The organism is Rothia sp. HMSC066G02, from assembly GCF_001813145.1.
Taxonomy (GTDB): Bacteria; Actinomycetota; Actinomycetes; order Actinomycetales; family Micrococcaceae; genus Rothia.
In genome coordinates this window covers 1-13,772 of record NZ_KV811599.1, presented here as the reverse complement: position 1 = coordinate 13,772, position 13,772 = coordinate 1, and the positions used below count along the sequence as shown (strand labels likewise).

Below are 13,772 nucleotides of genomic sequence, written 5' to 3'. Positions count from 1 at the left end.
GTGGCACTCTGGAAGGTAGAGGAACCTACCGAAAGGAAACACCATGAAGCCCCTGAGTTATCGGGCGATTATTGTGGCGGCTGTGTGCGGTGCCGCTGCCGCTCTTATGGTGAATTCCGTGATGATTGGCGCCGGTTTTGGTGAGATGAATTTTTCGTGGATGCTCGGCGCGGTGTGCCTGCTGGTTGCGGCGGGTGCCGTGTGGCTGGGTGTGCAGGTGGCTCGTTATCGTCGTATTCAGACGCGTGAGAAGGTGCCGCATATGGGCCCGATTCTTGCGGCGCGTGCGGTGGCGTATGCGCAGGGTTCCATCATGACCGGTGCCCTCTTGACGGGCTGGTGCGCTGCGATTCTTGGTTACCATGTGGCGATGGTGTCTGTGCGCGGTTTTTCGGTGGTCTTTTGGGAGGTCCTTGTTAATTGTGTGGGCAGTGTTGCCCTGCTGATTGCTGGGCTATGGGCTCAGCATTGTTGTCGTATTCCGCCGGAGGATGATGAGGATGCGGCCTCCTCTTCCGGTGCTGTAAAGCCGCGAGAGGGAGGAACCTATGTCGGCTCCTAACCAGAATAGTTATTCGCCAAATGGTCGGTACGGGCAGGACGCTCAGAACGGCCAATACGGTCAGTATGGGCAGAGTCAGCCCGGTCAGCCCGGTCAGCAGGGTCAGTACGGGCAGAACCAGTATGGGCAGTACCAGCAGGCGGCTTACGGTCAGCCTGGTGCCCAGCATGGACAGCAAACCCAGCATGACCAGCAGGCGCAGTATGGACAGCAAGCACAGTACGGTCAGCAGGTTCCGCCGGCTGCCGCGTACCCGAACGCGCCTCAGCAGGCACCTTCTCAGCCTGCCCAGCCGGTAAGCTCCCAGCCGGTTCCCTCGCAGCCCGTGCCGGAGCCGCAGTGGGTGCCCGCCGCCTCCGGCTACCTGACGGTTCGTTTTGTTCACACTATTTCTGCCCTGGCGCTCCCGATTCTTGCGGGTGTTGCCCTGTATTGTGCGGGTGCGTTCTTCGGCGGCCCGGAGGTGCTACGCATCGTCGGCCTGGTGGTGGTCGCGGTGTTTGGTCTGTGGGGTCTGTGGTGGATTCTGACCACTCCGCGCCGTACTCGTGCGCTCGGCTACGCGCTGGAGTCGAATCACCTGATGGCTCGCCGCGGTATCGTGTTCCGTTCGATGAGCTCCATGCCGTACGGTCGCATCCAGTATGTTGATGTGGATTCGGGTCCGCTGGAGCGCATGTGCGGTGTTGCCCGCCTGACGGTGCGCACCGCGGGTACGACCACCGGCACGATGGTGCTGTTCGGTATTCCGCTGAACGTGGCGGAGGAGCTGCGCGCGGATCTGGTGCGCCGCGCCGATGAGCGAATGGCGGCACTCTAATGAGTACCCCGGTTCCGAATAATAACGCCCCGAACTCTCAGGAGCAGAAGTGGTGGCGTGCCGATATTCGCACGTTCATCATGAACCTCTGGTTCATTATTCTGTTGGCGTTTGGTTTCTTCCAGAGCATTATCCTGAATATTTTGACCACCCCGCCGAACGAGTGGGGCGCGCGCCTGACGCAGGCATTTGATGAGAACAGCAGCTACTTCAGCGCAACGTACTCGCAGCTTATCGGCTTCGCCGTGCTCGTGCTGATTCTGGTTGCTGGCTCGATTGACTGGTGGTTTACCCGTTATAGCCTGGACGATTTGGCGATTCACCGCCGTAGCGGTTTTCTGTTCAAGAAGAACCGCACGATCCGTCTGGAGAGCGTGCAGAGCGTGGACATTTCGCGTCCTCTGGTGGCACGTCTGCTGGGTTTGTCGGAGCTGCGTTTTGAGGTGGCTGACGGTTCTTCGGAGGCGTTGCACATCAAGTACGTTTCTGCCCGCAAGGCGGAGGTTCTGCGCCGCACCGCGATGGCGAGTATTAACCTGCTCCGTTCGGAGGTGGCTGGCCGCCCGGTCGACGTGCTGCCCGATAGCATGCAGATTTCGGCGGAGCGCATGCCGGATGCGGATCAGCTGCACCAGCCGTTTGAGGCATCTTACGAGGCGTCCTATGGTGCGACCCTGCAGGACGGCACCCAGCAGGTAGCGCCTCAGCAGGGCGCCCAGCAGCCCGCACCCGAGCAGCCCGCACCCCAGCGCCCCGGTACTCAGCAGCCCGCTGTATCCCGCCGCGGCGCTCGCGGTCGTATGCCGATGCCGGTCGCGGCCGACCCCTCGCAGCCGCCGATTTTCCGCATCTCGAATGTGCGTCTGATTGCCTCCATCATGCTGGAGCACCTGGTGTGGCTGGTGCCCGCCGTGGCCCTCATGGTCGGTGCCGCGGTCATTGCCGCGATCATGGATGGCGAGAGTCCGTTCCTGATTTTCATGGCGTTGCTACCCGGCACCTTCGTCCCGCTGCTTGGTTACTTGGGTACGTTGTGGGCACGTTTTGACGGTGCCGCGAACTTCAAAATCACCCCCAGCGGTCAGGGCGGCGTGACCCTGCGCTACGGTTTCACCGGCACGCACACTCAGAACGTGATGGTTGAGCGTATTCAGGCGCTCGCCGTGGAGCAGTCCATCCTGTGGCGTGCATTCGGCTGGTACCGCATCAAGATGACCATTGCCGGTATTGGTATTGAGCAGAACGACAACCAGAAGCTAGTGACCCGCAACGTTGCCCTGCCGGTCGGCAACAAACAGGAGACGCTGATGGTGTTGCGTCTGCTGTTGCCCGCCCTGGATGAGGCACAGGCGCAGGTGCTACTGGATACCGCCGACGGTTCGCTGAAGAGTCAGAAGCCGCAGGTTCCGGCAATGATTGTGACGCCCTCTTCGGCGCGCTGGATGGACCTGCTCACCTGGAAGCGTAACGGCGTGACCACGGTCGGTTACACCGCCGGTTCGGTGCAGGCGAGCACCCGCATTGATTCTGATGCGGCACGTTCGAGCGTCGGCGAGCATACCCAGGGCGACCTGCTACTGATTCGTGGCGGCTACTTTATCCGCACGCTGTCGATTGTTCCGGTCAGCCGTGTGCTGAGCGTGAGCCGAGGCCAGGGCCCGCTGCAGCGTGCCTTCGGATGCGCGAGCGTGCATTTCGGTACGGTGCCCGGCCCGGTGCGCACGCTCATGATGCACTTGCCGCCGCGTGTTTGCGAGGATTTGGTGTGGTTGATGACGGTTCGGTTGGAGGGTATTGAGCCCTACTATCGCGTACCTGAGCCGGTACTGAGCGGGCGCCCCTAAGTCAGCCAGCTAGCTAAGCTAACCCACCAGCTAAGCGGGCAGCAAAACTACAGATTGCGCCCTGCCGCCAGTGTTCTTCGTGACACCGGCGGCAGGGTCGGCGTGAAAGGGAGAATATACTTAAAGCCGTGATACAGCATTCAAAACCTGCGCGTTTGGGCATTGGAATTATTTCCGCCGGGAGGGTCGGATCCGTCCTCGGTGCGGCTTTGCGCGCCTGTGAGCACACTATTGTGGGTGTTCACGCGGTGTCTGAGGCTTCTCAGGAGCGCGCCGCGATGCTGCTTCCCGATGTGCCGCTGCTGCCGGTGGAGCAGATTGCTGAGCGTAGCGAATTGCTGATTCTTGCGGTTCCCGATGATGAGCTGCCGGGCCTCATCACCTACCTGGCCTCCTCGGGAAGTATTACCGCCGGTCAGATTCTGGTGCACACCTCCGGCCGTCACGGCACCGAGGTTCTCGCACCGGCGACCGCGCTGGGCGCTATCGGTTTGGCGATTCACCCCGCCATGACGTTTACCGGCATGTCCGTGGACCTGCAGCGCCTGAACGGCACCTGCTTCGCAGTGACCGGGCCTGCACCGTTCATCCCGATTGCTCAGGCACTCGTGGTGGAAATGGGCGGCGAACCCGTGCACGTTGCCGAGGCCGACCGAGCGCTCTACCACGCCGCTTTAGCGCACGCCGCGAACCACCTCGTGACCATCCTGGGTCAGTCCCAGCAGATGCTCGCCTCCATCGGTATTGAGGACCCGGCACGCTACATGGGGCCGCTCGTGCGAGCCGCCGTGGACAATGCGCTCGCCAGCGGCGAGGGTGCTCTCACCGGGCCCGTGGCACGTGGAGACGCAGGCACCGTGAAGGCTCACCTTCAGGCTCTGAATGAGTACTCAGAGCATGAGAAAACAGGTGATATTACAGACTCTTATGCCGCTCTGGCACACGCAACCGCAAAAAGAGCGCATAATAGAGGTTTGTTAAACGATGAACAACTGGGACGAATTGAGAATCTGCTGGGTGAGTCTTCGGACCGCAACCACCCCGGCGATATTGATGATTCAGCCCCCGAAAACAAGGAGTTCTCGTCATGACTGAGACTTCGATGCCCCGAGTCGTGACCACCATTGCGGATTTCCGCACGGCAATCACCGAATCCCTTGCCGCAGCGCAGGAAGAACTGGACCGGGCAGCCCGCCAGGAGGCGGAGCAGAACGGCACCGCAGTTCAGTACACGAACGCATCCCTGGGCTACGTGCCCACCATGGGCGCCCTGCACGACGGCCACGCAACCCTGTTGCGTCGCGCCACTGAACAGAATGATGTAGTGGTCGCCTCCATTTTTGTGAACCCGCTGCAGTTTGGCCCCGGCGAGGATTACGAAGCATACCCGCGCACCCTGGAGGCAGACGCTGCCCTGGCTGGTGCCGCCGGCGTGAGCATCATCTTCGCACCTTCTGTGGAGGAAATGTATCCCGACGGTGACCCGCTCATCCGCATTTCGAGCGGCGAGCTGGGCACCAAGTTTGAGGGTGCGACCCGTCCGGGCCACTTTGATGGCGTGCTGGCCGTGGTCAATAAGTTCTTCAACATTATTCGCCCCGCAGCCGGTAACCACCCGGTGAACGCGTACTTCGGTCAGAAGGACGCTCAGCAGTACATCCTGATTCAGCGTATGGTGCACGATTTCAACCACGACGTGACCATGCGCCCTGTGGCGATTGTTCGCGACGATAACGGCCTGGCGCTGTCTTCGCGTAACAGCTACCTGTCGGATGAGGAGCGCGAGTCTGCCCTGGTGCTGTCCCGCACCCTGGCGATGCTGCGTGAGAATTCGCTGAACCGTGGCTTCCACGAGATTGATTTGGACGGTGCGCGTGAGCGTATCAACTCCACTCCGGGTGTGCGCCTTGACTACCTGGAACTGGTCGACCCGATGACTTTCGGTGAGCCGACTGAGGAGTCGGAGCGAGTGCTGGCACTGGTTGCTGCGTTCGTTGGCCCGACCCGCCTGATTGACAACATGGACCTGCGCTAAGCGTTCGTTCGTTTAGAAGAGTCCCCAACACACTACACAGATAGGTATCACTGTGAGCACTGAGCACACTGCCGCACCGGCGATTGCTGATATGTCCGAGCAGATGCAGATTCGCCTGGAAAAGCGTGCGAAGCTGATCGAGTCGGGTCGCGAGGCATACCCGGTGGGTCTGCTGGATTCTGAGGGTAACCGCGTGGAGCCCAACCACATTGAGGATCTGCGCGCCGAGTACGATCCGAAGCTGGCTGCTGAGGAGCTGAAGGCTGGCGACGAGACTGACCGTGTGGTGCATGTTGGTGGCCGCGTGGTGTTCGTCCGTAACACCGGTAAGCTGTGCTTTGCGACCCTGCAGGGTGGTACCGAGGGTAAGCGTATCCAGGCGATGCTGTCGCTGGCTGAGGTTGGCGAGGAGTCCCTGTCTGAGTGGAAGTCCCTGGTTGACCTGGGTGACCACGTGTTCGTGACCGGTCGCGTGATTGTTTCTCGCCGCGGTGAGCTGTCCATTATGGTGACCGACTGGAAGATGGCGTCGAAGGCGCTGCGCCCCATGCCGGTTCTGCACAAGGACCTGAACGAGGAAACCCGCGTTCGCCAGCGTTACCTGGACCTGATGGTTCGCGAGGAGGCTCGCGAGCTGGTGAAGAAGCGCGCCCTGATTACCCGCACCGTCCGCCGCGTGCTGGGGGATCACGGCTACATTGAGGTTGAGACCCCCGTTCTGCAGCTGGTGCACGGTGGCGCGACGGCTCGCCCGTTCCGCACCCACCTGAACGCTTTTGACCAGCCGATGACCATGCGTATTGCGACCGAGCTGCCGCTCAAGCGTGCAGTGGTTGGTGGCATTGACCGCGTGTACGAGATTGGTCGCGTGTTCCGTAACGAGGGTGTGGACTCGACCCACAGCCCCGAGTTCACCACCCTGGAGTGCTACGAGACGTATGCTGACCAGTTTGTGATGGCTGAGCGCATGAAGGAGATTATCCAAAGCTGCGCGAAGGCTGTCGGTACCGAGCGTATTGAGACTGAGAACGGCACCATTGACCTGTTCGGTGAGTGGAAGTGGGTTGGCGTGTACCCGGGCCTGTCTGAGGCTGTGGGCGTTGAGATCACCCCCGAGACTGACGCTTCGGTTCTGCGTGAGATCGCTGAGAAGCATGAGGTGGACATCGACCCGAAGTGGGACGCAGAGAAGCTCGTCATCGAGCTCTTCGGCGAGATTGTTGAGCCGACCCTGGTGAACCCGACCTTCGTGTACGATTACCCGCCGAGCGCTCAGCCGCTGGCCCGCCCGCACCGTTCCGGTGAGCCGCTGATTGAGGCCTGGGACCTGATTATCGGCGGCATGGAGCGCGGTACCGCGTTCTCCGAGCTGATTGACCCGGTTATTCAGCGTGAGCGTCTGACCGCCCAGTCGCTGCTGGCTGCCGCCGGTGATGACGAGGCGATGGAGCTGGATGAGGACTTCCTGCGCGCCCTGGAGCACGGTGCACCCCCGATGGGTGGCCTGGGTCTGGGCATCGACCGTCTGATTATGCTGCTGGCGGGCGATCAGGATCCGGAGCGTCCGGGTACTGTGGTGCGTCAGCCCGGTATTCGTGAGACTATTCTCTTCCCCTTGATGAAGCCGGAAGCCTAAGTTTTAGCTTCACCTCTAGGGTTTCTTTAACTTTGCCTTTAGGGGTGTTAGTGCGGCGGGTGCCGCGGATACGGTTGTATCTGCGGTACCCGCCGTTTTCTGCGCACTCTTTTGCACGGTGTATAGCTTCTGAGGTGGACTTGAGTTGGTATTTGCACAGGTCGGGGGCATTTTCGGTGCTTTTTTGCTCCATTCTGGCGCTGATTTATGCTGTTCTATTCACTCTGGCGGGGGTTTCTGCTCTTATACATGAATGCGTTACATAGAAAATAATGAGGGGATGGGAGGTGGAAGAATTTCGCTTTTGGATAGAACTGAAATGTACGGTGCGAATGGTCTAATGTGCAGTCTTGTACGGGTGCTATATTTCACTCAGATTGTCGGGGACGCCGGGGCGCATTATTAGGTGTCATTGTCTCTTGGGGCTGTGTCTGATTCCTGGAAGAATCCAAAGTATTTGCACTCTAAACTTCACTTTAATGTTCTTGTAGCGAGTGCAGATTTAACGGGGATGCACAGAAGCGATATATCGCTGCGGATGATTGGCGTATTGTTTCAAAGCTCAGAATATTTTCGGAATCTTTAATATATTTCTGATACTATATGAAAGAAAATTAGTACATAAATATATCCGGCACACTATTTTCTCAATCCCGATAGAGGCTTTTGAGTTTACTCCACAGGATATATGCAACAGATGAGGAGGTGCCTCAATGGCACAGAAGGTTCGCATCATCCTTGAAGACGATCTCGATGGCGGCCCCGCAGACGAAACTATCCGTTTTGGTCTGGACGGCGCTCACTACGAAATCGATTTGTCCTCCGCAAACGCAGCTCGCCTGCGTGACGCTATCCGCCCCTTCGTAGCGAAGTCCCGCCGCGTGCAGGGCACCGCTACCCAGCGCACCCGTGCCCCCCGTGGTACCGCTGCTCCGGTTAAGCGCAACCCCGAGACCGCAGCAATTCGCGAGTGGGCTAAGGCTAACGGCCACAAGGTTTCTGACCGTGGCCGCATCCACCAGGATGTTCAGGACGCATACTACGAAGCAATGAAGGCTCAGGGCTAAAGGCTCTCAGTATTCACGTTGTCGGAGGGTTTAGTGCTTTAGGGTTCTAATCCTCCGGGCGCTAAAGGCGGATGGTGTTCTCACTGTCCGCCTTTAGTTTTGCCCCGGTATTTCTTGATATGAGTTGCATATCTGCTGGGGGTGGTGGGGTGTTTTTATATCACCCACCCCAATTAACTATTTACATGTAAAATATATTGATCCTTTGCTGATGCCCGCTTCTGAATTATTAGGAGGAAGAGTGGGGAATCGGATGCGCAATCTGGTGTCGAGTGCGGGTTCCCCATTTAGGTTTCATGCATTGGCAGGAACACTAAAGGTAATGTTGCATTAATCTCTTCAAAGCGGGGGATATGCACTGTGATATTCATGCGATCGTTGCGTTGGGTATTCCATCGAAGGGGCTGGAATGTACTGACTGAAATTTTCGAATAATTGGGAGCCCTGCATCTTCGGTGGGGCTTTCAGAACTTACGGATTATCTCTTGATGGGGCGCCGAAATGATGCGGGAATTATCCGGAAAATAAGCGCCGCGTTATCCGGCAAATATTTTTTGCGAATTATTGAAATTTCTCACTTAAACATATAAATTTTTAAAAATTTCTGCAATATATTCATGCACGTGCAGGAAACAAGCGGTTTAGGTGTTGGTCTATGTGGGTTCTTGTGTGTTCGCCCCTCCCGCAAACCCTCGTATCGGCACCGTAGACCCTCGGAACCCACTTGTAGCACCTGTCCGCGGTACATCCGACGGCAATATGCGCACACTCTGCACAGGAAACCCCGGGAAAAGCAGCCAACCCCGGGAAAAGCAGCTAGGACCGGCAAAAGTAGCTAGCCCCGGCAAAAACAGCTGGCCTCGGGAGAAGCAGTCAGCACCGACAAAAACAGCTAGCACCGACCTGGCGGCACCCATCCACCTTCAGGTAGGCTCACCTGCGTGAGCTAGACCCCTCAAAACTACCCCTGCACCCCGCCAGAAGCCCCGAAACCGCGCCTAAAACGCCCCGAACAGCTCATCTGTTCTCTTGATGGCGAACAGACGCCCATCAGCCCGCCCTTTCAGCCGCGCTCAACGTACTCTTGTATCAATAGGAAAATGCAAGGAGTGCGTAAATGTTTGAACGCTTTACCGATCGAGCTCGGCGTGTTGTGGTGCTTGCCCAGGAAGAGGCACGCATGCTCAACCACAACTATATCGGTACCGAACACCTTCTGCTCGGTCTGATTCACGAGGGCGAAGGCATCGGTGCCCGCGCCCTGGAATCATTGGGCGTTACCCTGAACGCAGTACGTGAGCAGGTTCAGGACATCGTCGGCCCCGGCCCCCAGGCGCCTAACGGCCATATCCCCTTCACCCCGCGTGCGAAGAAGGTTCTCGAACTGTCCATGCGCGAGGCTATTCAGCTGAACCACGGCTACATCGGCACCGAACACATCCTGCTGGGCATGGTTCGTGCAAACGAGGGCGTGGCAAACCAGGTGCTGGTCAAGCTGGGCGCTGAGCCCGCTGCCGTGCGCCAGGCTGTTATGGACCTGATTTCCGGCTACCCCGGTAACAACTCTGGCGATAAGGAAACCGCCGGCGTGGGTGCAGGTAACTCTCGCGAAGGCACTCCCGCGGGTTCGACCATCCTGGATCAGTTCGGCCGCAACCTCACCGCAGCAGCGCGTGAGGGCGAGCTGGACCCGGTCATCGGCCGCCACAAGGAGATGGAACGCGTCATGCAGGTCCTCTCCCGCCGTACTAAGAACAACCCCGTGCTGATTGGTGAGCCCGGCGTCGGTAAGACCGCCGTCGTGGAGGGCCTGGCACAGGCTATCGTGCACGGTGACGTTCCCGAAACCCTCAAGGACAAGCACCTGTACACCCTGGACCTCGGCTCCCTGGTCGCAGGTTCGCGCTACCGCGGTGACTTCGAAGAGCGCCTGAAGAAGGTCCTGAAGGAAATCCGCTCCCGCGGCGACATCATCCTGTTCATTGACGAGATTCACACCCTCGTTGGTGCAGGTGCCGCAGAGGGCGCGATTGACGCTGCCTCCATCCTCAAGCCCATGCTGGCTCGAGGCGAACTGCAGACCATCGGTGCAACCACCCTGGACGAATACCGCAAGCACATTGAGAAGGACGCCGCTCTGGAGCGCCGCTTCCAGCCGATTCAGGTTGAGGAGCCCTCTCAGGAGCTTGCCGTGCAAATCCTCAAGGGTGTGCGCGATAAGTACGAGGCGCACCACCGCGTCACCATTACCGACGAGGCCATTGAGACTGCCGTGAACCTTGCGGCACGCTACATCTCTGACCGCTTCCTGCCGGATAAGGCTGTCGACCTGATTGACGAGGCGGGCGCACGTCTGCGCATCAAGCGCATGACCGCACCCCCGGAAATCAAGCTGCTCGACGAGAAGGCAGCCAAGTTGCGCCAGCAGAAGGAAGACGCCATCAACTCCCAGGATTACGAGAAGGCCGCAGGCCTGCGTGATCAGGAGCAGAAGGTCCTGGCTGAGAAGGAAGAAGCCGAGAAGGCATGGCGCGAAGGCGGCGACGCATTCGGCACCGTGACCCCCGAGGTTATTTCTGAGGTTCTGGCCGCTTCCACCGGTGTTCCGGTCTACAAGATCACCGAGGAAGAGTCCAGCCGCCTGCTGACCATGGAGCAGGAGCTCCACAAGCGCGTTATCGGCCAGGAGCACGCTATTGCGGCACTGTCCCGCGCTATCCGCCGTACCCGCGCAGGTCTGAAGGACCCGCGCCGCCCCGGTGGTTCGTTCATCTTCGCCGGCCCGACCGGTGTGGGTAAGACCGAGCTTGCCAAGGCACTTGCCGAGTTCCTGTTCGGCGATGAGGATTCGCTCATCACCCTGGATATGTCCGAGTACCAGGAGAAGCACACCGTCTCCCGTCTGTTCGGTGCGCCTCCCGGCTACGTTGGCTACGATGAGGGCGGCCAGCTGACCGAGAAGGTCCGCCGCAAGCCCTTCTCCGTGGTCCTGTTCGACGAGGTGGAGAAGGCTCACGCCGACCTGTTCAACTCGCTGCTGCAGATCCTGGAAGACGGTCGCCTGACCGACTCGCAGGGTCGCGTGGTGGACTTCAAGAACACCGTCATCATCATGACCACCAACCTGGGCTCGCGTGACGTGAACCGCCGCATCCCGGTCGGTTTCCAGGCGATGGACGACACCGCAGCCGACTACGAGCGCATGCAGGCACGCGTGATGGAGAACCTCAAGGAGCACTTCCGCCCCGAGTTCCTCAACCGCGTGGATGACATTATCGTCTTCCCGCAGCTCTCCGAGTCTGAGATTCTGCAGATTGTGGACCTGTTCGTGGGTCGCCTGGCTAAGCGCCTGGCGGAGCAGGATATGTCCATTGAGCTGACCAACGCTGCGAAGGTCCTCATGGCGGCTAAGGGTTACGACCCGTCCATGGGTGCTCGTCCGCTGCGCCGTGAGATGCAGCGCAACATTGAGGACGCCCTGTCTGAGAAGATCCTCTTCGGCGACATCAAGCCCGGTGAGAAGATCACCGTGGACGTTGAGGGCGAGGGCGACTCCGCGAAGTTCGTCTTCTCTTCTCAGCCGATGAAGGAGCTGGCTCTGGACTCGGTGCAGGAGCTGAACGAGGATGCCGCAGAGGCTCCCGCAGCTGAGGCACCTGCTGCTGAAGGTCAGGGCAATGACTAAGCTCTGGAATAAGTCCTAGGTAACTAGGCTTAGCGCACTAAACGCCTGAGGGGCGGTACCGAAATTATCCGGTACCGCCCCTCAGGCGTTTCTATTATAAGCCCCAGGAGCCGCCAGGAGCCTTTCTGCGGCAGGTACTAGAGCGAGACGAGCACTGCACCACCCTGGGCGACTTCGCGTGCCAGAGAGTCCGCCAGAAGCCCTGCGTAGCAGCGCTGCAGCTGCTCGGCGGCGGGGGAGAGCGCATACAGCGCCTTGAGTGGGCGGTGCACCGCGGCGGGTGCATCAGCCGGGAACGCAAAGTCAGGGGAAGCCGTATCGCTAGCCGCAGCTACACCCGCGCTCAAAATCAGCTCGCGTTCCACCGGCTCATGCGCCGCACGCAACACCGCCATGACCGCCCCGCGCACCTGGCGGTCCGTGCCGTGCCAGCTCTGACCCTTGGGGGTGTAGTCCGCCTCCGGCTTGCCCGCCGCAACCCAGGCGCACAGATCCTCCACCGGGCACAGTTCGCAGGTCGGGGACTTTGCCGTGCAGACCAGCGCACCGAGCTCCATGGTCGCCGCATTCCACAGGCAGGAGGTGGGGGTATCGGCGGGCATGAGCGCCTCCGCCAGGCGAGTCTCAGCCGCCGTCAACGAACGCGAGGGTAGCGCCTTACCGGATACCGCGCGCGCGTGCACGCGGCGGATATTCGTATCAATCACCGTCGCGCGTAGACCGAATGCGAACACGCTAATCGCCGCCGCCGTGTAGGAGCCCACGCCCGGCAGAGCCAGTAGCGCCTCGTAGTCGGCGGGAACCTCTCCGCCGTGCTGCTCCACAATCGCCACAGCGGCACCGTGCAGACGCTGCGCGCGGCGCGGGTAACCCAGGCGGCCCCAGGCGCGCACCGCCTCCGAGGCGGGCTCGGCGGCAAGGTCGGCGGGGGTGGGCCAGCGGAGCATCCACTCCTCCCACACGGGTAGAACGCGCTTGACGGGGGTCTGCTGCAGCATAAACTCGCTGACCATTACGCCCCAGGGGGTGCATTCGTCACGACGCCACGGCAAATCGCGTGCCTGGTCGAGGAACCACTGGTTAATGCGTTGGTGAAGCGCTTCAACATTGGTTCCTTCGGGGAGGTGCTGAGTAGGGGTGGATGCTTCTGTGGTCATCCGAAAAGCCTACGCCACAGGGCATATATTCCCAAAACTGCATGAACAGAGTTCACTGTGATTCTCAGGGTTAAACCCGGTATCCTTAAGAGTATGTCTGAAAATGGTCCCGTTCTGCCTCCCGAAGTCTACCGCCGCCGTCGCATCGTGGCGGTTATTGCTCTGCTCGCTATTATTCTGCTGCTGGTTGCCGGCGTGACCTCCATGGTCGGCATGATTAACGGCAAGAAGGAGGCTACCGTAGCCTCCACCGCGACGGCTTCCGGTGCACCCTTCCAGAGCTTCAGTGCTCGCCCCTCCGAAACTGCTTCGGCAACCCCGTCCGCTAGCGCGACTGCCTCGGCTAGCGCTACTGCTTCGGCAACCCCCTCGGTGACCGCTTCTGCGGCACCCACTGCAAGCGCGACCACCGCTACCCCCGTAGCAACCCCGACCACGCCCGCGCCGACTCCGACTACCCCCGCACCCTCGGTGACCACTGCGGCTGCTGTTGCGGCGTGCACCGCGAACGACCTGAAGGTGACCGTCACCCCCGCGAAGCGTACCTTCGCGGCCGGTGAGCAGGTGTCCTTCCACGTGACCTACACGAACTCCTCGAAGACCCCCTGCGCTGTGGGTGGCGAGGGCGCGAACACCGGCGTGGACCTGAACATCACCTCCGGTGCGGCTCAGGTGTACACCCGCAGCCTGTGCGCGGCGACCGCCGTTCAGAAGTCTGAGGTGGCCGCAGGTGCCGAGGGCGCAACCGACCTGGCGTGGGACCGTAAGATCAACGTGCTGGGTTGCTCCTCCGCTTCGACCGCTCAGAAGGGATCTTACTGGGCGACTGCCACGGTGAATGGTGTGACTTCGGCTCAGGTGAACTTTGTGATTCAGTAGTTCACTTCTATAGTTTTCGCCCGTGAATGGGCACGCAAAAGCCCCCGTGCTGGATATGAACTGCCTCCCGTTTCTTGGACAACAAAA

The 13,772-nt window shown here is 60.0% G+C and carries 10 protein-coding genes; 9 read left to right on the top strand and 1 reads right to left on the bottom strand.

The features are described 5' to 3' along the window. Window positions 1–43: 43 nt before the first annotated feature. The 8 genes from HMPREF2894_RS08095 to HMPREF2894_RS08060 all read left to right on the top strand — a co-directional run bounded on the left by HMPREF2894_RS08095 (window position 44) and on the right by HMPREF2894_RS08060 (window position 11,649). Window positions 44–562 (top strand): DUF3180 domain-containing protein, encoded by a 519-nt coding sequence (locus tag HMPREF2894_RS08095; RefSeq protein ID WP_012902773.1) that lies wholly within the window; start codon window positions 44–46, stop codon window positions 560–562. Further along, window positions 549–1,382: a PH domain-containing protein gene (locus HMPREF2894_RS08090; protein WP_070678748.1), complete on the top strand. Its 834-nt coding sequence runs from the start codon at window positions 549–551 to the stop codon at window positions 1,380–1,382. Before HMPREF2894_RS08095 ends, HMPREF2894_RS08090 begins: the two co-directional genes overlap by 14 nt. Then, the gene (locus HMPREF2894_RS08085; RefSeq protein WP_070678745.1) at window positions 1,382–3,226 is read left to right on the top strand and encodes a PH domain-containing protein; all 1,845 of its coding nucleotides are present in this window, start codon (window positions 1,382–1,384) and stop codon (window positions 3,224–3,226) included. Before HMPREF2894_RS08090 ends, HMPREF2894_RS08085 begins: the two co-directional genes overlap by 1 nt. 128 nt (window positions 3,227–3,354) lie before the next feature. Beyond that, window positions 3,355–4,317, top strand: a complete 963-nt coding sequence (locus HMPREF2894_RS08080; protein WP_070630058.1) for a Rossmann-like and DUF2520 domain-containing protein — start codon at window positions 3,355–3,357, stop codon at window positions 4,315–4,317. Then, entirely contained in the window at window positions 4,314–5,261 is a 948-nt protein-coding gene (gene panC / locus HMPREF2894_RS08075) for a pantoate--beta-alanine ligase (protein WP_070678742.1), read from the top strand. The genes HMPREF2894_RS08080 and panC overlap by 4 nt, the downstream gene beginning before the upstream one ends. A 52-nt stretch (window positions 5,262–5,313) precedes the next feature. Beyond that, window positions 5,314–6,897: a lysine--tRNA ligase gene (gene lysS, locus HMPREF2894_RS08070; RefSeq protein WP_083309924.1), complete on the top strand. Its 1,584-nt coding sequence runs from the start codon at window positions 5,314–5,316 to the stop codon at window positions 6,895–6,897. A 713-nt stretch (window positions 6,898–7,610) separates the two neighbouring features. Then, window positions 7,611–7,964 carry a histone-like nucleoid-structuring protein Lsr2 gene (locus HMPREF2894_RS08065; RefSeq protein ID WP_012902780.1) on the top strand — a complete coding sequence of 118 codons (354 nt, stop codon included), beginning with the start codon at window positions 7,611–7,613 and terminating at the stop codon, window positions 7,962–7,964. A 1,117-nt stretch (window positions 7,965–9,081) separates the two neighbouring features. Further along, entirely contained in the window at window positions 9,082–11,649 is a 2,568-nt protein-coding gene (locus HMPREF2894_RS08060) for an ATP-dependent Clp protease ATP-binding subunit (RefSeq protein WP_070593062.1), read from the top strand. A gap of 137 nt (window positions 11,650–11,786) precedes the next feature. Here the strand turns inward: HMPREF2894_RS08060 and HMPREF2894_RS08055 are convergent, their stop codons facing one another. Continuing rightward, the gene (locus HMPREF2894_RS08055) at window positions 11,787–12,806 is read right to left on the bottom strand and encodes an HhH-GPD family protein (protein ID WP_070593064.1); all 1,020 of its coding nucleotides are present in this window, start codon (window positions 12,804–12,806) and stop codon (window positions 11,787–11,789) included. 93 nt (window positions 12,807–12,899) lie between these two features. On the opposite strand from HMPREF2894_RS08055, the gene HMPREF2894_RS08050 reads away from it, so the two are divergent. Continuing rightward, complete coding sequence (locus HMPREF2894_RS08050) at window positions 12,900–13,685, top strand: hypothetical protein (protein ID WP_070593066.1); 786 nt, start codon at window positions 12,900–12,902, stop codon at window positions 13,683–13,685. Window positions 13,686–13,772 lie beyond the last annotated feature (87 nt).